Annotated in this window: 19 protein-coding genes, 1 pseudogene and 1 riboswitch; of the genes and pseudogenes, 17 read left to right on the top strand and 3 right to left on the bottom strand. The window is 75.5% G+C overall.

What is annotated here, in order from left to right:
- The first annotated feature begins 31 nt into the window (after positions 1-31).
- Positions 32-1,327, top strand: a complete 1,296-nt coding sequence (gene coaBC, locus NFS20_RS06620; protein WP_251150944.1) for a bifunctional phosphopantothenoylcysteine decarboxylase/phosphopantothenate--cysteine ligase CoaBC — start codon at positions 32-34, stop codon at positions 1,325-1,327.
- Here the strand turns inward: coaBC and NFS20_RS06625 are convergent.
- A complete protein-coding gene (locus tag NFS20_RS06625) occupies positions 1,324-2,319 on the bottom strand; it encodes an IS481 family transposase (RefSeq protein WP_251151240.1) in 996 nt (331 codons plus the stop codon). The genes coaBC and NFS20_RS06625 overlap by 4 nt on opposite strands.
- 191 nt (positions 2,320-2,510) lie before the next feature.
- Between NFS20_RS06625 and metK the strand changes: the two genes are divergently transcribed.
- From metK to NFS20_RS06660, 8 genes and pseudogenes are all read left to right on the top strand, one after another.
- Positions 2,511-3,710, top strand: coding sequence for a methionine adenosyltransferase (metK, locus tag NFS20_RS06630; protein WP_251150945.1), 1,200 nt, complete (start codon positions 2,511-2,513; stop codon positions 3,708-3,710).
- Between the two features lie 115 nt (positions 3,711-3,825).
- Positions 3,826-6,171, top strand: coding sequence for a primosomal protein N' (locus NFS20_RS06635; protein ID WP_502800790.1), 2,346 nt, complete (start codon positions 3,826-3,828; stop codon positions 6,169-6,171).
- The gene (locus NFS20_RS06640; protein WP_251150946.1) at positions 6,168-6,824 is read left to right on the top strand and encodes an HAD family hydrolase; all 657 of its coding nucleotides are present in this window, start codon (positions 6,168-6,170) and stop codon (positions 6,822-6,824) included. The genes NFS20_RS06635 and NFS20_RS06640 overlap by 4 nt, the downstream gene beginning before the upstream one ends.
- Positions 6,825-6,938: 114 nt before the next feature.
- Positions 6,939-7,895, top strand: a complete 957-nt coding sequence (fmt, locus tag NFS20_RS06645) for a methionyl-tRNA formyltransferase (RefSeq protein WP_251150947.1) — start codon at positions 6,939-6,941, stop codon at positions 7,893-7,895.
- 284 nt (positions 7,896-8,179) lie between these two features.
- The gene (locus NFS20_RS06650; protein ID WP_251150948.1) at positions 8,180-9,619 is read left to right on the top strand and encodes an RsmB/NOP family class I SAM-dependent RNA methyltransferase; all 1,440 of its coding nucleotides are present in this window, start codon (positions 8,180-8,182) and stop codon (positions 9,617-9,619) included.
- Positions 9,620-9,713: 94 nt separating this feature from the next.
- The gene (locus NFS20_RS06655; RefSeq protein WP_251150949.1) at positions 9,714-9,941 is read left to right on the top strand and encodes a helix-turn-helix domain-containing protein; all 228 of its coding nucleotides are present in this window, start codon (positions 9,714-9,716) and stop codon (positions 9,939-9,941) included.
- Positions 9,938-10,270: pseudogene (locus NFS20_RS22265) on the top strand (HipA N-terminal domain-containing protein); the annotation flags it as partial. The gene NFS20_RS06655 and the pseudogene NFS20_RS22265, both read left to right, overlap by 4 nt.
- Positions 10,271-10,463: 193 nt before the next feature.
- Positions 10,464-11,222, top strand: coding sequence for a HipA domain-containing protein (locus NFS20_RS06660; RefSeq protein ID WP_251151242.1), 759 nt, complete (start codon positions 10,464-10,466; stop codon positions 11,220-11,222).
- Here NFS20_RS06660 and NFS20_RS06665 read toward each other — a convergent pair.
- A complete protein-coding gene (locus NFS20_RS06665) occupies positions 11,219-11,803 on the bottom strand; it encodes a GNAT family N-acetyltransferase (protein ID WP_251150950.1) in 585 nt (194 codons plus the stop codon). The two genes, NFS20_RS06660 and NFS20_RS06665, sit on opposite strands and share 4 nt — an antisense overlap.
- 52 nt (positions 11,804-11,855) lie before the next feature.
- On the opposite strand from NFS20_RS06665, the gene rpe reads away from it, so the two are divergent.
- The 8 genes from rpe to NFS20_RS06705 all read left to right on the top strand — a co-directional run bounded on the left by rpe (position 11,856) and on the right by NFS20_RS06705 (position 18,627).
- The gene (gene rpe / locus NFS20_RS06670) at positions 11,856-12,521 is read left to right on the top strand and encodes a ribulose-phosphate 3-epimerase (protein ID WP_251150951.1); all 666 of its coding nucleotides are present in this window, start codon (positions 11,856-11,858) and stop codon (positions 12,519-12,521) included.
- A 298-nt stretch (positions 12,522-12,819) separates the two neighbouring features.
- Positions 12,820-12,946: riboswitch (FMN riboswitch) on the top strand.
- Positions 12,947-13,127: 181 nt separating this feature from the next.
- Positions 13,128-14,225 carry a bifunctional diaminohydroxyphosphoribosylaminopyrimidine deaminase/5-amino-6-(5-phosphoribosylamino)uracil reductase RibD gene (ribD, locus tag NFS20_RS06675; protein WP_251150952.1) on the top strand — a complete coding sequence of 366 codons (1,098 nt, stop codon included), beginning with the start codon at positions 13,128-13,130 and terminating at the stop codon, positions 14,223-14,225.
- Between the two features lie 17 nt (positions 14,226-14,242).
- Positions 14,243-14,854 (top strand): riboflavin synthase, encoded by a 612-nt coding sequence (locus NFS20_RS06680; protein ID WP_251150953.1) that lies wholly within the window; start codon positions 14,243-14,245, stop codon positions 14,852-14,854.
- A complete protein-coding gene (ribB, locus tag NFS20_RS06685; RefSeq protein WP_251150954.1) occupies positions 14,851-16,263 on the top strand; it encodes a 3,4-dihydroxy-2-butanone-4-phosphate synthase in 1,413 nt (470 codons plus the stop codon). Before NFS20_RS06680 ends, ribB begins: the two co-directional genes overlap by 4 nt.
- Complete coding sequence (gene ribH / locus NFS20_RS06690) at positions 16,260-16,727, top strand: 6,7-dimethyl-8-ribityllumazine synthase (RefSeq protein WP_251150955.1); 468 nt, start codon at positions 16,260-16,262, stop codon at positions 16,725-16,727. Before ribB ends, ribH begins: the two co-directional genes overlap by 4 nt.
- Positions 16,728-16,819: 92 nt before the next feature.
- Complete coding sequence (locus NFS20_RS06695; protein ID WP_024839663.1) at positions 16,820-17,083, top strand: phosphoribosyl-ATP diphosphatase; 264 nt, start codon at positions 16,820-16,822, stop codon at positions 17,081-17,083.
- A 106-nt stretch (positions 17,084-17,189) separates the two neighbouring features.
- Positions 17,190-18,044 (top strand): ATP phosphoribosyltransferase, encoded by an 855-nt coding sequence (hisG, locus tag NFS20_RS06700; RefSeq protein ID WP_251150956.1) that lies wholly within the window; start codon positions 17,190-17,192, stop codon positions 18,042-18,044.
- A gap of 88 nt (positions 18,045-18,132) precedes the next feature.
- A complete protein-coding gene (locus NFS20_RS06705; protein ID WP_251150957.1) occupies positions 18,133-18,627 on the top strand; it encodes a PH domain-containing protein in 495 nt (164 codons plus the stop codon).
- Between the two features lie 139 nt (positions 18,628-18,766).
- Here NFS20_RS06705 and NFS20_RS06710 read toward each other — a convergent pair whose 3' ends face one another.
- On the bottom strand, positions 18,767-20,683 hold the full coding sequence (locus tag NFS20_RS06710; RefSeq protein ID WP_251150958.1) for a DEAD/DEAH box helicase: 1,917 nt from the start codon (positions 20,681-20,683) through the stop codon (positions 18,767-18,769).
- Positions 20,684-21,058: the final 375 nt, after the last annotated feature.

Raw genomic sequence — 21,058 nt, forward strand, 5'->3', positions numbered from 1 at the left:
GGGCGGGGCGGTCTCGTGCGCGAGGAGCCCCATGAGGATCGTGCTCGGCGTCAGCGGCGGTGTCGCGGCGTACAAGTCCGTGCTGCTGCTGCGGCTCCTGCGCGAGCAGGGGCACCGGGTGCGGGTCGTGCCGACGGCGTCGGCCCTGCGGTTCGTGGGCGCGCCCACGTGGGAGGCCCTGTCGGGCGAGCCCGCCACGGACCAGGTGTTCGAGGACGTGGAGCACGTGCCGCACGTCGCGCTCGGCCAGGGCGCGGACCTCGTGGTCGTGGCCCCGGCGACCGCCGACCTGCTCTCGCGGGCGGCGACGGGGCGCGCGGACGACCTGCTCACGTCCACCCTGCTCACGGCGCGCTGCCCGGTGGTGATGGCTCCCGCCATGCACACCGAGATGTGGGAGCACCCCGCCACGGTGGCGAACGTCGCGACGCTGCGGGCCCGGGGCGTGCACGTGATCGAGCCGGCGTCGGGTCGGCTCACGGGCGCCGACACGGGACCGGGACGGCTGCCCGAGCCCGAGGAGATCGCCCGCACGGCGCTCGAGATCGCGACGCGCGCCGCGGACCCGGTGCCGGCCACGGACCCGGGCCAGGGCGAGCCGTCCGTGCAGGGGCAGGACCTCGCCGGGCTGCACGTCGTGGTGTCCGCGGGCGGGACCCGCGAGCCGATCGACCCCGTGCGGTTCATCGGCAACCGGTCCAGCGGCCGCCAGGGTGCGGCGCTCGCGCGCGCGGCGCAGGCGCGCGGGGCGCGCGTGACGCTCGTCGCGGCGAACCTCGACGGCGAGGTGCTGGGACCCGACGCGGGCACCGCCTCGGCGCCGGTCCCCGACATCCACGTCGTCCCGGTCGAGACCACGGCGCAGCTGCGCGAGGCGGTGCGGACGGCGGCCGCGACGGCGGACGTCGTCGTCATGGCCGCCGCGGTGGCCGACTTCCGGCCGGTGAGCGCACCGGGGGCGAAGATCAAGAAGGTGCCCGGTCAGGGGCCGGCGCCGATCGTGCTCGTGGAGAACCCGGACGTGCTCGCCGAGCTCGCGCACGAGCGGCTGCGCCCGGGACAGGTGGTCGTGGGGTTCGCGGCCGAGACGGGGGACGGCGCGGGCTCGGTGCTCGACCACGGGCGGGAGAAGGCGCGGCGCAAGGGCGCCGACCTGCTCGTCGTGAACGCGGTGGGCGACGGTCGGGGCTTCGGCGTCGACGTGAACGACGTGACGATCGTCGACGGCTCGGGCGAGGTCGTCGCCACGTCGTCCGGCTCGAAGCGGGAGGTCGCGGACGCGGTGTGGGACGCCGTCGTGACCCGGGCGGCGGCGGCCGCCCGCTAGATGTGATGTCCAGGGAGGTTGGTCAGCCGGCTGACCGGTGGCTGGTTGCCGATCGCGCTGTGGAGCCTGTGGTGATTGTAGAAGTGGAGCCATCCGGGTAGCGCGGCGCGGCGTTCGGTCTCTGAGGCGTAGAAGCGGGCGTAGGCCCACCCGTCGGCGAGCGTGCGGTGGAAGCGTTCGATCTTGCCGTTGGTCTGCGGGCGGTAGGGCCGGGTTCGCTTGTGCTTGATCCCCAGCCTTGTGCAGGCGTCGCGCCAGGCGTGGGAGCGGTAGGCCGACCCGTTGTCGGACAGCACCTGCTCGACGTGCACCCCGCGTGCGGCGAACCAGGTCACGGCGCGTTCGAGCACGTCGACCGCGGTTGCGCCCTTCTCGTCGGACCGGATCTCGGCGTAGGCGAGTCGGGAGTGGTCGTCGATCACGGTGTGCAGGTAGGCGGTGCCGATGCTCGGGTTGCCCTTGGCCGTGCGGCCTGTGCGTAGAGCGGTTGCTGCTTGGTTCCGGTAGCCCTGTTGCCGCCCGACGTAGCGCCACCCGCCCCCGTCGGGGATATTGCCGAACTTGGTGACGTCGACATGGATCAGTGAGCCGGGATGGTCATGCTCGTAGCGGCGCAATGGTTCGCCGGTGACCCGATCGATCCGGGTGAGCCGGTTGATCCGGCACCGCACCAGCACCGCATGGACCGTGGAGGCGGGCATGTGCAGGCGCCCGGCTATCTGGACCGGTCCCAACCGGTGTCGCCACCGCAGCCGCACGACCTGCTTGACCAGATGTTGCGGGGTGCGGGTCGGGCTGTGGTGCGGGCGCGAACTGCGATCGGCCATCCCGGCCACGCCCTCGGTGCGATATCGCTCGGCCCACTTCCTCGCGGTGCGGGCCGAGACCATGAACATCTTCGCCGCGGCCGTGTAGGTCCAGCCGGACTCGACGACCAGCCGCGCCAGCCGCAGTCGTGTTCTCGGGGTGAGCAGGGCGTTAGCGTGTGACACGAAGGCCTCCGGCGGGTGGAAGTGGTTCCTCGACAGCTCCACTTCACAACCGGAGGCCTTCGTCATCCGGTAACCCGCCCCCGTGTCGTCATCACGGGATCCGGACAACCTCCCTGGACATCACAGCTAGACCGCGATGTCTCACCTGTCGGATGCTTGCGCCCACCCTGCGGGACGGTACGCTGTGCGCCATGGCTGATCTCCGTCTCTTCACGTCCGAGTCCGTCACCGAGGGTCATCCGGACAAGGTCTGCGACCAGATCTCGGACGCGATCCTCGACGCGATGCTCGCGCAGGACCCGACGTCGCGCGTCGCGGTCGAGTCCATGGTCACGACCGGTCTCGTGCACGTCGCGGGGGAGGTCACGACCGACGCGTACGTCGAGATCCCGCAGGTGGTGCGCGACGTCGTGCGGCGCATCGGGTACACGTCGTCCGCGATCGGGTTCGACGCGGACTCGTGCGGCGTGTCGGTGTCGATCGGCCAGCAGTCGCCGGACATCGCCCAGGGGGTGGACAAGAGCCTCGAGGATCGCGACGACGCGGCCGCGGGGCACGACCCGCTCGATGCCCAGGGCGCGGGCGACCAGGGCCTGATGTTCGGGTACGCGAGCGACGACACGCCGAGCCTCATGCCGCTGCCGGTCTGGCTCGCCCACCGGCTCGCGGAGCGCCTCGCCCAGGTCCGCCGGGACGGCACGGTCCCCGGTCTGCGGCCGGACGGCAAGACGCAGGTGACGATCGGCTACGACGGCGACCGGGCCGTGTCCCTGGACACCGTGGTGCTGTCCACGCAGCACGACCCCGACGTCGTGCAGGAGAAGCTGCACCGCCTGATCGCCGAGGACGTCGTCGCCCCGGTGCTCGAGGCCGCGGGCGTCGACCTGGACACGCGCGAGACGCGGCTCTTCGTCAACCCGACGGGGACGTTCGTCATCGGCGGCCCGCGCGGCGACGCCGGTCTGACGGGTCGCAAGATCATCGTCGACACGTACGGCGGCATGGCTCGTCACGGCGGCGGCGCGTTCTCCGGCAAGGACCCGTCGAAGGTGGACCGGTCGGCCGCGTACGCGACGCGCTGGGTGGCGAAGAACGTGGTCGCGGCGGGCCTGGCGCGCCGCTGCGAGGTGCAGGTCGCGTACGCGATCGGCAAGGCGCACCCGGTGGGCATGTACGTCGAGACCTTCGGCACCGAGACGGTGCCGGTCGAGCGCATCGTGGCCGCGATCCGCGAGGTCTTCGACCTGCGTCCCGCGGCGATCATCCGCGACCTGGACCTGTTGCGCCCCGTGTACGCCGCGACGGCGGCCTACGGCCACTTCGGCCGCGAGCTGCCGGACTTCACGTGGGAGCGCACGGACCGCGTCGCGGCCCTGCAGTCCGCCGTCTGAGCGCCGCACCGGCCCGCACGTCCTGCCCGCGCCCGGCTCCGGCCGTGCGGGTGGGCCGTGGTGGGATGAGGTCGTGAGCAGCGAGGACGGGACCGTTCGGGGTGCGGGAGGGCGCGTGCCCTTCCGGGACGTGGACGGCGAGGACGTCGGCGACCCCGCGCGCACGGTCCAGGACGTGCTCCCCGGCATCGACGTCCCCGCTCCGGAGGCGCCGCGGCGTACGGCGCCCGTGGGGGCGCTGGAGCTCGCCACCGAGCTCCCGGTCGCCCAGCTGGTGCTCGACCTCGCGCCCCCGCACCTGGACCGTCCGTACGACTACCTCGTGCCGGCGGCGATGTCCGACGCCGCGCAGCCGGGCGCGCGCGTCAAGGTGCGGTTCGCCGGGCGGGACGTCGACGGGTACGTCCTGGCCCGGCTCGACCGTTCGGAGCACGTCGGCCGTCTGCAGCCCGTGCGGCGGGTCGTGTCGCCCGAGACGGTGCTGGCGCCGCAGGTGCTGCGGCTCGCCCGGTCCGTCGCCGACCTGTACGCGGGCACCCTGCCGGACGTGCTGCGTCTCGCGGTCCCGCCCCGGCACGCGCGCGCCGAGCAGGGGCTGACCGCGGGGACGGTCCGGGTGCCGGCCGGCAGCGACGCGGCGGAGGAGTCCACCGCGCACGTCACGACGACCGTGACCACGACGGGGACGGAGTCCGGACCGTCGTCCGGCGCGCCGGCGACGGCGCCCACCGGTCCGGGCGCGGCCTCGGTGTGGGGGGCCTACCGGGCCGGTCCCGCGTTCCTCGCCCACCTCGCGCGCGGCGGCGCACCGCGCGCCGTCTGGACCGCGCTGCCGGGGCTCGCCCCCGCGCCGGACCGCCCTGAGGGAGGCGGACCCGCGGCCGGGGACGGAGCGGCAGGTCGCGGTCGACGACGCGGGAGCGCGGGCACGGTCCTGCCCGTCACGCACTGGGCGGCGGCGGTCGCGGAGGCGGTGCGCGTGGTGCGTGGCGTCGGACGGGGCGCGCTCGTCGTCGTGCCGGACGCGCGTGACGTCGACCAGGTGTGCGCGGCGCTCGCGGCGGCGGGCCTGGGTGCGTGGGACCCCGCGAGCGGTGGCGAGGTGGTCCGGCTCACGGCCGACGAGGGACCCGCGCCGCGCTACCGGGGCTTCCTCGCGGTCCGGCGCGGTCTCGCGCGCGTCGTCGTCGGCACGCGCGCGGCGGCGTTCGCGCCCGTCGCGGACCTGGGGCTCGTCGTGTGCTGGAACGACGGCGAGGACACGCTGGCGGAGCCGCGCGCCCCGTACCCGCACGCACGGGAGGTCCTCGCGCTGCGCAGCGAGCAGGAGGGCGCGGCGTACCTGCTGGGCGGACACGGGCGCACCGTCGCGGGGCACGCCCTGCTCGCGCGCGGGTGGGCGCACGACCTCGCGGCGGCGCGCGACGTCGTGCGGTCCCGGGCGCCGCGCGTGCGCGCACTGACGTCGGTCGAGCTCGCCGCCGAGGGCCCGGGTGCCGCGGCGCGCATCCCCACCGCGGCGTGGCGCGCGGCCCGGTCCGCGCTCGAGCACGGACCCGTCCTCGTGCAGGTGCCGCGGTCGGGGTACCTTCCCGTCGTCGCGTGCGCGCGGTGCCGCACGCCCGCGCGCTGCACGGCCTGCCACGGCCCGCTCGCCCTGCCGGGGCCGGGCGCGGCGCCGCAGTGCGCGTGGTGCGGCGCGCTCGCGGGCGGCTGGTCCTGCCCCGAGTGCCACTGGACGGGTCTGCGCTCGGTCCGCGTGGGGTCGCAGCGCACGGCGGAGGAGCTGGGCCGTGCGTTCCCGGGCGTGCCGGTGCGGATGTCCGGCGCGGGGGCGGCCGGCGGCGTGCTGGCTGCGGTGGGCGGCGAGCCGGCCCTCGTCGTCGCGACGCCCGGCGCGGAGCCGGTCGCCGACGGCGGGTACACGGCCGCCCTGCTGCTGGACGCCGCGGTGAGCACCGCGCACGTCGGGCTCGACGTCGCGCAGGACGCCCTCGCGCGCTGGCTCGCCGCGGCCTCGCTCGTGCGCCCGGCGGGCGACGGCGGTCAGGTGCTCCTCGTCGGCGACGCCGCGCCCGCGCCGACGAACGCGCTCGTCCGGTGGGACCCCGCGGGTCTCGCGGACCGCGAGCTCGACGAGCGTGCCGAGCTCGCGCTGCCGCCCGCCGTGCGCGTCGCCGCCGTCACGGGCGACCGTGCCGCGGTGGCGGCGGTCCTCGACAGGGTGGGGCTCGCGGGACCGGACACGGTGCTCGGACCGGTCGAGGTCGCCCCCTCGCGGCCCGACGACGCCCCCGACCTCGCCGGCGGTGCCGCTCGTCCGGTGCGCGCCGTCGTGCGCGTCCCGCACCGGGACGGGCGCGAGCTCGCCCGCCAGCTCGGCGCCTCGCTCGCCGTCCGCTCGGCACGACGCGAGAGCGGTTCCGTCCGTGTGCAGCTCGACCCGAAGGAGATCCTGTGACCGACCGCCACCGCGAGACGGGTGCCGCCCCACGAGCGGTCGACGCCGTGCTGTACGACTTCGGCAACGTCCTGGTCGGCTGGGACCCGTACCGCGCGTACGACGGGCACGACGCCGAGGTCGTCGAGACGTTCTTCGCGGACGTCGACTTCCCCGCGCTCAACCACGGGCGGGACGCGGGGGCGACGTGGGCCGAGGCCCGCGCGGCGGTGGCCCGCAGCCACCCGCACCACGTCGACCTGCTCGACCGGTACCTCACGCACTTCACCGCGACCCTCTCCGGACCCGTGGAGGGGTCGGCCGAGCTCGTGGACGAGCTGCGCGGGCTGGGGCTGCGTCTGTACGGGCTGACGAACTGGTCCGCCGAGCTCTTCCACCACGCCGCCGACGCCGCGCCCGCGACCACCTTGATGGACGACGTCCTCGTCTCCGGCCGGGAAGGTCTCGCGAAGCCGGACCCGGCGATCTTCGAGCGTGCGATCGGGCGTTTCGGCCTCGACCCGCGACGCACCCTCTTCACCGACGACAGCGCCGCGAACGTCGACGCCGCCGCCCGGCTCGGGTTCCGTACGCACCTGTTCCGGGGGACGCCCGGCCTGCGAGCCCTGCTGCGGGACCTCGGTGTCGACGTCGCCCGTCCCCGCCCGAGCTGACCACCGCGCGCCCGTCCGCCCGGCCGCCGGTGCCGCCCGCCCCGGGCCCGCGGCACGGTCGTGCCGCGTCCCCGGGCGCCGTCGTCCCGCGGCCCGGGACCTAGACTCGGGCCCATGCGCCTGCTGTTCGCCGGGACCCCGGACACCGCGGTCCCCTCTCTCGACGCCCTGCTCGGCTCCCGCCACGAGGTGGTCGCCGTGCTCACGCGCGCCGACGCCCCCGCGGGACGCGGGCGTCGCCTCACGCCGAGCCCCGTGCGGGTGCGGGCGCAGGAGGCGGGTGTCCCCGTCCTGACGGGTCGACCCCGCGGCGAGGAGTTCCTCGCCACGCTGCGCGACCTGCAGGTCGACGCGGCGCCCGTCGTGGCGTACGGCGAGATCCTGCGCCCCGACGTCCTGGCCGTGCCGACGCACGGATGGGTGAACCTGCACTTCTCCGTGCTGCCCGCCTGGCGCGGTGCGGCGCCGGTGCAGCGCGCGATCATCGCCGGCGACGAGGTGACCGGCGCGACGACGTTCGTCCTCGAGGAGGGCCTCGACACGGGCCCCGTCCTCGGGACCACGACCGAGACGATCCGCCCCCGCGACACCTCCGGCGACCTCCTCGGCCGCCTCGCCGTCTCGGGCGCCGGGCTGCTCGTCGCGACGCTCGACGCGCTCGAGGACGGCACCCTGCGGCCTCAGCCCCAGCCCGCCGACGGCGTGTCCCACGCCGCGAAGCTCACGACCTCCGACGCGCGCGTGCGCTGGGACGTGCCGGCGCTCGCGGTCGACCGCCTCGTGCGCGGCTGCACGCCCGCCCCGGGTGCCTGGACCACCGTCCCGGACGCGTCGGGAGGTCCGACCCGCCTCGGTCTCGGCCCGGTGACGCCGCGCCCCGACGTCACGGACCTCGCACCCGGCGCGCTGAGGGCGGGCAAGCGAGAGGTCCTCGTCGGCACGGTCACGCACGCCGTCCAGCTCGGCGACGTCGCACCGGTGGGCAAGAAGCACATGCCCGCCGCCGACTGGGCGCGCGGCGCACGGCTCCGCGAGGGCCTCGTGCTCGGCGCGGCGGAGGTGGCGGCGTGACCGCGGGCAGCGGGGCGCGCGGGTCCGACGACCGCCGCCGGGACCAGGGGTCGAACGCACGTTCGAGCGGTCGTCCCGATCGAGGCGCGCGTGACGACAAGGGGTCGAACGCACGTTCGAACCCGGCCCCCCGAGGAGGGGCCGGTGCGTCGAACACGCGTTCGACGTCCGCCTCCGGCAGCGGTCGCTCGAGCCGCGACGGCGGTGCCGAGGACGCCCGCCGCGACGCCCGCGGGCGCCAGCGCGGCGCCGCCCGGTCCCGCGGCGAGGCGAGCCACTCCTCCGTGGCCCCGTCGCAGCGCCGCAAGGGCACCGACCCCGCGCGCACCGCCGCCTTCGACGTCCTGCGCGAGGTCGACGGCTCCGACGCCTACGCCAACCTCGTGCTGCCCCCGCTGCTGCGCCAGCGCGAGATCCGCGGGCGCGACGCCGGGTTCGCCACCGAGCTCGCCTACGGCACCCTGCGCCTGCGCGGACGCTACGACGCCATCCTCGCGCGGTGCCTCGACCGACCCCTCGACCGCCTCGACCCGCCCGTCCTCGACATCCTGCGGCTCGGCGCCCACCAGCTCCTCGGCATGCGGGTCCCGCAGCACGCCGCCGTCTCGGAGACCGTCGGCCTCGCCCGCGCGTGCACCGGGGCGGGCAGCGCCCAGCTCGTCAACGCCGTCCTGCGCCGCGTCGCGCGCACCCCGCTCGACGACTGGCTCGCCCAGGTCGCCGCCGACGCCCCGGACGAGCTCACGGCGCTCGCGGCCACCGGCTCGCACCCCGTGTGGGTCGCCCGCGCCCTGCGCGACGCCCTCGCCGGCGCGGGCCGCGACCCGGGAGAGCTCGCCGACCTCCTCGCCGCCGACAACGACGCGCCCCGCGTCACGCTCGTCGCCCGCCCCGGGCTCGCCGACCCCGACGAGCTCGCCGACGACCGCACCACCCCCGGCCGCTGGGCCCCCACGGCGCTCGTCCTCGACGGCGGCGACCCCGCCGCGTTCGGCGCCGTGCGCGACGGGCGCGCCGGCGTGCAGGACGAGGGCAGCCAGCTCGTCGCCCTGGCCCTCGCCGCCGCCCCGCTCGGCGACGGCGGCGCGGACGGCCCGTCGGTCGGCCCCGACGCCCGCTGGCTCGACCTGTGCGCCGGCCCCGGCGGCAAGGCCGCGCTCCTCGGCGCCCTCGCCGCCGAGCGCGGGGCCCGCCTCGTCGCGAACGAGGTCCAGCCGCACCGCGCCCGCCTCGTCGAGAAGGCGCTCGCGGCCGTGCCGCCCGATGCGGTGGAGGCCGTGCGGACCGGGGACGGGCGCGACGTCGGGCAGGACGAGCCCGCCGCCTACGACCGTGTGCTGCTCGACGCCCCGTGCACCGGCCTCGGCGCGCTGCGCCGCCGACCCGAGTCTCGCTGGCGGCGCACGCCGGGCGACGTCGCCGTCCTCACCGGGCTCCAGCGCGCCCTGCTCGCGTCCGCCCTCGATGCGGTGCGACCCGGGGGAGTGGTCGCCTACGTCACGTGCTCCCCGCACCTCGCGGAGACCCAGGTGGTCGTCGCGGACGTGCTGCGCCGGCGCGACGACGTCGAGATCCTGGACACGCCCGCGGTGGTCCGCGGTGTCGTCCGGCCGGAGTCCCGTGACGCCGTGGACCTGGGTGCGCGCCAGGACGTCCAGCTGTGGCCGCACGTCCACGGCACCGACGCCATGCACCTCACGCTCCTGCGACGCACGGCCGGCTGATCGCGCCGGCTGTCGGGATATCACGCCGCGGATCCGGTGTCGTGTTAACCTGACCCAACGGTCGCGTCAGCGAATCACGACACCGGAGGGTCTCATGGCCGACACCTGGACCACGCCGCGCAACCCGCGCGACCTCGGCACCTACCTCAGCCACGTCCGCAGGGCCCGAGGCCTCACCCAGGCGCAGGTCGCCGACGACCTCGGCATCACCCGCCAGTACCTCTCCGAGCTCGAGAACGGCGTCGAGAACCTCTGGGTCCAGCGGCTCTTCGAGCTCCTCGACGTCCTCGAGGTCGACCTGCGCCTCCAGGAGCGCCCGTGACCCTCACACCCACCGTCACGGCCTGGCTCTACGACACCCCCGTCGCGACCCTCGCACCCGCCGACGCCCGCAGCGCCGACGGCACCCACCGCGTCACGCTCACCTGGACCCCCGAGGCGCTCGACCGCTGGGGACGCAACGCCCGCGTGCTGTCCCACCTCCTGCCCCTCACCGCGCCGGACGACCCACCACCCCACCCCGCCCGCGTCGCCGCCTGGCTCGACGGGCTCCTGCCCGAGGGACGCACCCGCGACGCCCTCGCCATCGACGCCGGCATCGACCCCGACGACACGCTCGCCTTCCTCGCCCGCTACGGCCACGACACCGCCGGCGCCGTCCTCCTCACCGCCGCCGGGCACACCCCGCCCCACCCGCACCACCCGAACCCCTCGACGACGCCGCCGTGGCACGCCTCCTGCGCGCCGCCGCCGCCCGCGCCGGCGGCACCGAACGGCACGAGCACCTCACCAGCTCCCTGCCCGGCATGGAACCCAAGATCACGCTCCTGCGCGACCACCACGGCTGGGCACGGCCCCACGGCACGAGCCCCACCACCCACATCCTCGGCCGCCCCCCCTCCGACTCGCCCCCGCCGCCCTCGCCACCACGGAGGCCGCCAGCCTCGACCCCGCCCGCCGCACCGGCCTCACCACCGTCGACGCCCACGTCACCGAGATCGAGGGCGAACGCTGCATCGTCGTCACCCGCTACGACCGCGTCCCGCACCCCACCGGCATCCGCCGCGTCCACCAGGAGGACACCGCCCAAGCGCCCGGGATCAACACCCGGGACCCCGAACGCAAGTTCCAGCACGGCCGCGCCCTGCCCTCCCTCGCCCGCATCGCCCGCGTCCTGCGCGACGACGGCACCCGGCCCGACCCCCTCCTCGCCCTCACCACCTTCAACCTCGCCATCGGCAACACCGACGCCCACGCCAAGAACATCTCGCTCCTGCGCCACGACGACGGCACCGTCCGCCTCGCCCCCGCCTACGACGTCTCCATGCACCTCCACCACCCCCACGCCTCCCGCACCTTCGCCATGGACGTCGCCGGCACCCGCGACATGGACGCCCTCACCGCCGAGCACCTCGTCACCGAAGGCACCACCTGGGGGCTGCCCCGACGCCGCGCCCACCGCGTCGTCACCCGCACCCTCGACGACCTCGCCGGAGCGCTCGCGGACGTCGACCGTGACGCCCACCCCGGGGTCGGGCGGCGCGCGTGGCGCACGGTCGAGGAGCGCACGGCCACCCTGCGCCGCCAGGCGGCGAGCCTCTAGCCAGGAACCGTCCCGGCGGTCCCGGCGGTCCCGGCGGTCCCGGCGTCGTCCGCCGGTGTCGTCAGGGTGCGCTGCAGGAGGATCGTGTCGACCCACCGGCCGTGCTTGAAGCCGACCGCGGTCAACCGTCCCGCCTCCACGAACCCGAACCGGCGGTGCAGCGGGAGGGAGCCCGCGGCGTCGGGCACGTCGGCGACGACGGACACCACCTGGCGCACGCCCGCGGCGCGGAGCGCGTCGAGCAGGGCGTCGAGGAGCGCCGTGCCGATGCCCTGACCGGTGTACCGGGGGTCGAGGTAGATCGTGTCCTCGACGGTGTGCCGGTACGCGGCCTTCGGCCGCCAGGGGGCGGCGTAGGCGTACCCGGCGACGACGCCGTCGACGTCGGCCACGAGGAACGGGAGGCCCCCGTCGGCGAGCTCGCGTCGCTTGGCCTCCCAGCGCCCGACGTCCCACGGCTCCTCCTCGAAGGTCACCTGCGTGTCGCGGACGAACGGGGCGAAGATCTCCACGACGCGCGGGAGGTCGGCGGCGACGAGCGGACGGACGGTGGCACGCGGCGGGGGAGGGGAGGAGTCCACGGGGCGATCGTAGGGTGCGGCGCGCAGAGGGTGGCGCCCTAGGCTGGTGCCCATGGCAGCCCTCATCGCCCCGAGCATCCTGTCCGCCGACTTCGCCAACCTCGAGCGGGACCTCCGCGCGATCGAGTCCGCGGACTACGCGCACGTCGACGTCATGGACAACCACTTCGTGCCGAACCTCACGCTGGGGCTCCCGGTCTTCGAGCGGCTCGCCCAGGTCTCCCCGGTGCCGATCGACGCGCACCTCATGATCGACGACCCGGACCGCTGGGCGCCGGCGTACGCGGAGGCCGGCGCGGCGTCGGTGACCTTCCACGCGGAGGCGGCGACGGCGCCCGTGCGGCTCGCGCGCGAGCTGCGCCGGCTCGGGGCACGGGCCGGCGTCGCGCTGCGCCCCGCGACGCCCGTCGAGCCGTTCCTCGACCTGCTGCCCGAGGTCGACATGATCCTCGTCATGACGGTCGAGCCGGGCTTCGGCGGCCAGTCGTTCATCGACGGCACGCTGCCCAAGATCCGCCGCGCGCGGGAGGCGGTGAGCGAGGCGGGCCTCGACGTCTGGATCCAGGTGGACGGGGGAGTGTCGCGGTCCACGATCGAGCGCGCGGCCGACGCCGGCGCGAACGTCTTCGTGGCGGGGTCGGCGGTCTACGGGGCCGAGAGCATCCCGGGGGAGATCCAGGCGTTGCGGGAGCTGGCCGAGGCGGCCCACGTCCACTGACGTCGCGCTGACGCGTCCCGGCGAGCGAGACCGTCGCAGCGGCTGCCGCTGCGCGATCGCCGTCGACGTCCCTCCTTCAAAAAAAGTGTGCCAAGCGCGCATCACCACACATCACCACCCAGCAGCACCCACCACCAGCACGGAAAAACCAGGCCCGGCCGGCGTCCGAGGAACGCCGCCCGGGTCGAGCTCGTGCCCCACGCGTCGGCGTTCACGTTCGTGTTCACGTCCGTCCGGCCACCGGACCATGGGGGAGGGCCCGTGCCGGTGTGGCATCCTGGACGGCAGCAGTACGCACGAACGTGCTCCGGGGTCGGTGCAATTCCGAGCCGGCGGTGACAGTCCGCGACCCGCGCCCTATGCGCGGTTGACCTGGTGGAACTCCAGGACCGACGGTGACAGTCCGGATGGGAGGAAGCACGTGCGGCGCGGTCGACCCCTCGGGGGAGCCGGCCACGTGTGACCCGGACGGTCGTCCGGTTCCGCGTGAGCCGTCGACCTCGGCGAGCCGACCCGCCGTGGTGAGCGTCGGCGTCGGGTCCCACGGGCCTTGGCGACGCGCCCGCCCTCGCCCCGGAGTACCCGTGCCCGGCAGGACGAGGACCGATGGGCGCGCAGCACCTGACGATCGACGGCGCGATGTCGCGCGCGCTCGAGCTCGCCGCGCGCGGCCCGGCGTACGGCCCCAACCCGCGGGTGGGCTGCGTCCTGCTCGGCCCGCCCACGGGTGCGGGCCCCGTGCCCGACGGAGCGGCCGCCGACGCCGTCGACACCCGGGTGCGCGTCGTGCTCGCCGAGGGGTACCACCGCGGGGCGGGCACGCCGCACGCGGAGGCCGCGGCGCTTGCCGACGCCCGTGAGCGCGGGGTCGACGTGCGCGGCGCGACGGCGGTCGTGACCCTCGAGCCGTGCGCGCACGTCGGACGTACACCACCCTGCGCGGACGCGCTCCTCGCGGCCGGTGCGGCCGAGGTCGTCCACGCCGTCGACGACCCGAACCCCGCCGCGGCGGGCGGTGGCGCGCGCCTGCGCGCCGCCGGCGTCCGCGTCGTGAGGGGCGTGCGCGCAGCCGAGGGCTCCGCCCTGCTGCACGTGTGGCTCACCGCGGTACGCCGCGGGTCGCCGTACGTCACGCTCAAGACCGCCACGACGCTCGACGGGTTCGTCGCCGCGCAGGACGGGACGAGCCGCTGGATCACCGGCCCGGAGTCGCGTGCGCACGCCCACCGCGTCCGGGCGACCGTCGACGCCATGGCCGTTGGCTCGGGCACCGTCCGCGCCGACGACCCGGCGCTCACCGCGCGCGTGCCGGGTCCCGACGGCGTCGAGCGGCTCGCCGACCACCAGCCGCTGCGTGTCGTCGTCGGGCGCTCGGGGATCCCACCGCGCGCGCGGCTGCGCGGCGAGGGCGGCGCTCTCGTGCACGTGCGCACGCACGACGTGGCCGAGGTGCTCGCGGAGCTCGCCGCGCGCGACGTGCGGCACGTGCACGTCGAGGGTGGTCCGACGCTCGCGACGGCGTTCCTCGCGGCGGGCGCGGTCGACGAGCTGCACGCCTACGTCGCCCCGGTGCTGCTGGGGTCAGGTCGGCGCGTCGTGGGCGACCTGGGCGTGACGACGATCGGGGCCGCGCGGCGGTTCCGCACGATCGAGGTACGGCGTGTCGGTGACGACGCGCTGACGGTGTCGAGACGGATCGGCTGAGAGGCAGGAGAGACCGCATGTTCACGGGGATCGTCGAGGAGATCGGCTCGGTGCGCGAGATCGCGTTCCCGGGCGGCGGAGGCACGGACGCGGTGCTGACGATCGAGGGGCCGCTGGTGACGTCGGACGCGTCGCCGGGTGACTCGATCGCGGTCGACGGCGTGTGCCTCACCGTCTCCGCGCTCGGCGACGACGGGACGTTCCGGGCCGACGTCATGCCGGAGTCGCTGCGCCGTACGACGCTCGGCGACCTCCGTCCGGGGTCGCGGGTCGACCTCGAGCGGGCGGTGCGCGTGGACGCCCGGTTGGGCGGCCACGTGGTGCAGGGGCACGTCGACGGCGTCGCGACGCTCGCGAGCCGCGACCCGGGTGACCGCTGGGACGACCTGGTCTTCTCCGCGCCGGCCGCGCTCCTGCGCTACGTCGCGGAGAAGGGGTCGATCGCGGTGAGCGGGGTCTCGCTCACGGTCACGCACGTCGACGACACGACGTTCGGCGTCTCCCTCATCCCGACGACGCTCGAGGCGACGGTCCTCGGCGCGCTGACCCCCGGGGACCGCGTGAACGTCGAGGTCGACGTCCTCGCGAAGTACGTCGAGCGGCTGCTCGCCACCGGAGCGTCGTCGTGAGCGGGGGCGACGCCGTGGCGGACGACGCGGTGACGGGCGGGGTGCGGCTGGGCACGGTCGAGGAGGCGCTGGCGGCGCTCCGTGCGGGGCGGCCGGTGCTGGTGGCGGACTCCCCGGACCGGGAGAACGAGGCGGACGTGGTGTTCGCGGCGCGGGACGTGTCGGCGGAGTGGGTGGCGTGGACGATCCGTCACTCGTCGGGCTACCTGTGCGCGCCGATGCCGGCGGCGCGGGCGGACGCGCTGGAGCTGCCGTTGATGGTGCCGCGGAGCGAGGACCCGCGGCGGACGGCGTACACGGTGACGGTGGACGCGGCGTCGGGTGTGACGACGGGGATCTCGGCGCAGGACCGGGCACGGACGTTGCGGGTGCTGGCGGACCCGGGGTCGGGTGCGGGCGACCTGATCCGGCCGGGGCACGTGCTGCCGTTGCGGGCCGTCCCGGGCGGGGTGCTGCACCGTGCGGGGCACACGGAGGCGGCGGTGGACCTGGTGCGCCTGGCGGGCGCGGGCGAGGTGGGGGGCATCGCGGAGCTGGTGCGCGACGACGGGTCGATGATGCGTCTGGAGGACGCGGCGGCGCTGGCGGAGCGGGACGGTCTGGTGCTGCTGACGATCGCGGACCTGGTGGCGTGGCGGCGGGTGCACGACCCTGCGGCGACGGAGCCGTCGGGTCCTGCGGGGGTGGACCGGGGGCTGTCGGTGCGGCGGGTGCACCGGACGGCGGAGGCGGCGCTGCCGACGGAGCACGGCGTGTTCCGCGTGCGGGGGTACCGGGACCTGCGGACGGGGGCGGAGCACGTGGCGCTGGTCCCGGCGGAGCAGGTGCCGGGGGAGCCGGTCTCGTCCCGCCCGTCCGCGAGCGCCGGTGGGGCGGTGGCGCCGGTGGTGCGGGTGCACTCGGAGTGCTTGACGGGGGATGCGTTCGGGTCGTTGCGGTGCGACTGCGGTCCGCAGCTGCGGGTGGCGATGGCGCGGGTCGCGGCGGAGGGTGGTGCGGTGGTGTACCTGCGGGGGCACGAGGGTCGGGGGATCGGCCTGCTGGCGAAGCTGGGGGCGTACGAGCTGCAGGACGCGGGTCTGGACACGGTGCAGGCGAACCTGGAGCTGGGGTGGCCGGCGGACCGTCGGGAGTACGGGGCGGCGGCGGCGATCCTGGCGGACCTGGGGCTGTCGCGGGTGACGTTGCTGACGAACAACCCGGCGAAGGTGACGGGTCTGGTGGCGCACGGGATCGACGTCGCGGGGACGGAGCGGATCGAGGTGGGTCACGGGGAGCACAACCGGGCGTACCTGGTGACGAAGAAGGTGGCGATGGGTCACCTGCTGGAGACGATCGAGGCCCCGGGTGGGGTCGGGGCAGCTGTGTCGGTGTCGGACGAGTCGGGCGAGACGGAGGAGGGGCGATGAGTGGTGCGGGTGCGCCGTCGATCGAGGTGGACGGGTCGGGGCTGCGGGTGACGGTGGTCGCGGCGAGCTGGCACACGGAGGTGATGGACGGTCTGGTGGCGGGTGCGCGGCGCGCGCTGGCGGCGGCGCACGTGTCGCACGTGTCGGTGGTGCGGGTGCCGGGGTCGTTCGAGCTGCCGGTGGCGGCGGCGCGGGCGGTGGAGCACGGTGCGGACGCGGTGGTTGCGCTGGGTGTGGTGATCCGTGGGGGGACACCGCACTTCGAGTACGTGTGCCAGGCGGCGACCCTGGGGTTGACGGACGTGAGCGTGCGGTCGGGGGTGCCGGTGGGGTTCGGGGTGCTGACGTGCGACGACGAGCAGCAGGCGCTGGACCGTGCGGGTCTGCCGGGTTCGCGCGAGGACAAGGGTGCGGAGGCGGCGGAGGCTGCGGTGGCGACGGTCGTGGCGCTGCGGTCCCTGTGACGGTGGGTGCTGCGTCGTCGGACGGTGTGACGTCGTGCCCGGTGGGCGGACCCGCGACGGGTCTGCCGGGGGCGCCGGATACCCTGGGTCGTGTGAAGACGTTCGAGTCCCTGTTCGCCGAGCTCTCGGAGAAGGCCACGACGCGACCCGCCGGTTCCGGCACGGTCGCGGAGCTGGACGCCGGGGTGCATGCGATCGGGAAGAAGGTCGTCGAGGAGGCGGCCGAGGTGTGGATGGCCGCCGAGTACGAGGGCGACGTGAAGACGGCCGAGGAGATCTCCCAGCTGCTGTACCACCTGCAGGTGCTCATGCTCGCGAAGGGCCTGAGCCTGCAGGACGTGTACGAGCATCTGTGAGCGGCCCCCGCGGGTGGCGTGACCTGCCGCCGTCCGCGAGCGCCGCTCGTCCGATCTCCCGCCCGTGCTCCTGTACCCACCGTCTCCCCTGAACGAAGGTTCCACCATGCTGCGTATCGCCGTCCCCAACAAGGGGTCCTTGTCCGAGCCCGCCGTCGAGATGCTGCGCGAGGCGGGGTACCGCCAGCGGCGCGACTCGCGCGAGCTGGTGCTCGCGGACCCGGACAACGACGTCGAGTTCTTCTTCCTGCGTCCGCGCGACATCGCGGTGTACGTGGGGTCGGGGACGGTGGACGTCGGGATCACGGGGCGTGACCTGCTCCTGGACTCTGGGGCGGACGCCGTGGAGCACATGCAGCTCGGGTTCGGCGGGTCGACGTTCCGGTACGCGGCCCCGACGGGGGCGGTGACGTCGCTGGCGCAGGTGCAGGGGCTGCGGGTGGCGACGTCGTACGAGGTGCTGGTGGAGGGTCACCTGCGGTCGCACGGCGTGGACGCGACGGTGGTGCACCTGGACGGCGCGGTGGAGTCGGCGGTGCAGCTCGGCGTGGCGGACGTCGTGGCGGACGTGGTCTCGACCGGCACGACGCTGCGGGGCGCGGGGCTGGAGGTCTTCGGTGACCCGATCCTCGAGTCGGAGGCCGTGCTGATCCGTCCGCGCGCGGTCGCGGAGACGGACGTGCCGGCGGGTGTGGAGGTGCTGAGCCGTCGTCTGCAGGGTGTGCTCACGGCGCGCCAGTACGTGCTCATGGACTACGACGTGCCGGTGTCGCTCGTGGAGCAGGCGGTGGCGATCACGCCGGGCCTGGAGTCCCCGACGGTCTCGCCGCTGCACGACCGGGACTGGGCGGCGGTGCGGGCGATGGTGCGCCGCGACCGGACGAACCAGGTGATGGACGCCCTGTACGACGTGGGTGCGCGCGCCATCCTGGTGACGTCGATCCACGCCTGCCGCATCTGACGGCCGCGTCGGTCGGCCGCTTGCCGGACGCGCGGTGCGCCGCCCCGGAGCCGCGGTGGGTCGTGCCGTGGTGTGAGACGGTGGCGGCATGAGTGGTGCGCCGTTCCCGGAGGCGGGGCTGCCCGGAGACCGCCGCGACGATCCGTACCGGGTGTTCCGGCCTCGCTTCGGCCTGGTGTCGGCGTGGGCGACGGGCGTCGTGGTGGTGGGGGCCTGCGTCGTGGTGGGTGTCCTCGCGACGGGCCCGCTCGGGACGTCGTGGGTGAACCGGCTCTCTCTCGCCGCGTTCGCGCTGTTCGCGGCGTGGCTCCTGTGGCGCCTCGGCGGGGTGCACGCCGTGCCGAGCCGTGCGGGTCTGCGCGTGCGCAACGTCATCTACACGCGCGAGCTCGAGTGGGCGCAGGTGGTGTCGGTGCGGTTCGGCAGCGGCGACCCCTGGGTGCGGCTCGACCTGGCGGACGGGTCCACGCTCGCGGTGATGGGGATCCAGCGGGCCGACGGCGCGCGCGGCGACCTCGAGTCGCGTCGTCTCGCCGCGCTGGTCCAGGCGCACGGCGAGGCGCGCGAAGGGCACGACCGTTAGCACGGGTCGGCATCCGTGCCGCGTCGCGCTCGCCCCCGGGACGCTGCAGGGACGGTCGTCCCGCTGAGGCTGCTGCACGGGAGAGGCCCCCACCCGGTCCGGGTGGGGGCCTCTCCTCGACTCGTCAGACCTCAGGCGGTCAGTACGACGTGCGCTGGCGCGGCTTGCGGTCGTCGTGACGGTCCGCGCGGTCGCGACGCTCGTCGCTGCGACCCGAGGGGCCGTGGGCGCCGCGGGGACGGTCGCCCGTGGGGCGCGGTGCGCGGCCCCGTGCCGGCGGCGCGCCCTCGTCGACGCGGATCCGCAGGAACTTGCCTGCGACCCGGGCCCGCGAGATGCGGTCGAGCGTCGCGTCGTCGAGCGGCGCGGCGATGTCGACGAGGGAGAACGACGGGAAGATGTCGATCTTGCCGACGTCCGACCCGTTGAGACCCGCCTCGTTCGTCAGCGCACCGACGATGCCGCCCGGCTGCGCGCCGTGCGTGTGGCCCACCGACAGGCGGTACCGGGTCCCGACGGCGTCGCGACGGATGCCGCGCGTCCCGTCACCGTCGCGCCGGCCCGACGCGCGGTCGCCGCGAGACGCACCACGGTCGCCGGAGCGCTCGGTGCGGGCCGAGCGTGCCTGGTCGCGGGCCTGCGCCCGCTCCGCCTCGAACCGCTCCTGCTCCTCGAGGGCACGCGGGCCGTCGTCCCCGACGGCGAGCGCCACCAGCGCGGCGGCGAGGTCGACCGGGTCGACGTCCTGCTCGGTGACGAACGAGCGCACCATGTCGGCGTACATCGCGAGGCGCCCGGCCTCACGACGCTCCGGGACCTGCTGGAGGAGGCGGCGCGCCTTGTGCGCGGACACGTCCGCGGGGGAGGGGATCTCGACCTCCTGGAGCGGCGTGCGCGTGGTGCGCTCGATCGCGCGCAGACGCCCGCGCTCGTGCGGCGTGACGAAGCTCAGCGCCTCGCCCGTGCGGCCCGCACGACCGGTGCGGCCGATGCGGTGCACGTACGCCTCGGGCTCGCCCGGAAGGTCGAAGTTCACCACGAGGCCGATGCGGTCCACGTCGAGGCCACGGGCCGCGACGTCGGTCGCGACCAGCACGTCGAGGGCGCCGGAGCGCAGTCGCTCGACGATCTTCTCGCGGTCCTTCTGCGCGACGTCGCCCGAGATCGTGGCGGCGGAGATGCCGCGCTCGACGAGCGCGGAGCCGACCTCCTCGGCCGCGCCGCGCGTGCGGGTGAAGACGATCGCGGCGTCGGCGTCCGACGTCGCGAGGACGCGGGCGAGCGACCCGGTCTTGTGGCGGAACGGCACGACCGCGTAGGTCTGGCGGACGCTCGTCACGGTGGAGGACTGGCGCGAGACCGCGATCTCGACCGGGTCGTTGAGGTGCTCGGCAGCCACCCGACGGATCGGGGCCGGCATGGTCGCGGAGAAGAGGGCGACCTGACGCTCGCGCGGCGCGCGGGAGAAGATCGTGTCGACGTCCTCCGCGAAGCCCATGCGGAGCATCTCGTCGGCCTCGTCGAGCACGAGGAAGCGCACGTCGTCGAGCACGAGGGTGCCGCGCTCGATGTGGTCGATGACACGACCCGGGGTACCGACGACGACCTGCGCGCCGGCCGCGAGCGCCCGCTGCTGCGGCTGGTACGGCGAGCCGCCGTACACCGCGAGGACGTCGACCCTGGGCAGCTGCGCGGCGAACGTCTCGATCGCGTCGGCGACCTGCATGGCGAGCTCGCGCGTCGGGGTCAGCACGACCGCCTGCACGCGGCGCAGCGCGGGGTCGATCGCGGCGAGCAGCGGCAGGCCGAACGCGGCGGTCTTGCCGGTGCCGGTCTGCGCGACACCGGTGATGTCACGGCCCGCGAGGAGCGCGGGGATGGCCTGCGCCTGGATGGCCGACGGCGTGACGAAGCCGAGGTCGGCCACGGCGCGCCCGAGCGCGGCGGGGAGCCCGAGGGACGCGAACGTCGCGTCGTCCACCGCGGGAGCGGCGGGGGTGGAGTCGGTGGAGGAGTGGTCGAGGGCGCGCGAGGGCGCGACGACGTCAGCAGTCATGGGGCGGTGAGGACCGTTTCGTGTCGGGGTGGGGAGTGGCGTGCGGTCGCCAGGTCGGCTCTCGCAGGTCGCACTCCCGAACACACCTGGCCGGGCGCCGACCGCGGCCGATGACGGCCGTGCGGGCGGGGGATCCGGCCACTCTCACAGAACACGCGGGACGAGCGACGAACTCCACAGGTGACCACCATCCTACCGGAGCGGGCGGACCGGGGCCGTGACCGGGTCGGTGACGTCGCTCACCCGGTGAGCGACGCGCGTCCGCAGACCGTTCCCCGGGACGCGACGGGGTGATTTCGGACGACGCGTCCCGCCCGCCCGGAAATGCGCACCCCGGGCGGGGTGCGCCGTACGTAGGATGGTCGCGCGGCGCGA

This window comes from Cellulosimicrobium sp. Marseille-Q4280 (assembly GCF_943181405.1).
GTDB lineage: Bacteria > Actinomycetota > Actinomycetes > Actinomycetales > Cellulomonadaceae > Cellulosimicrobium.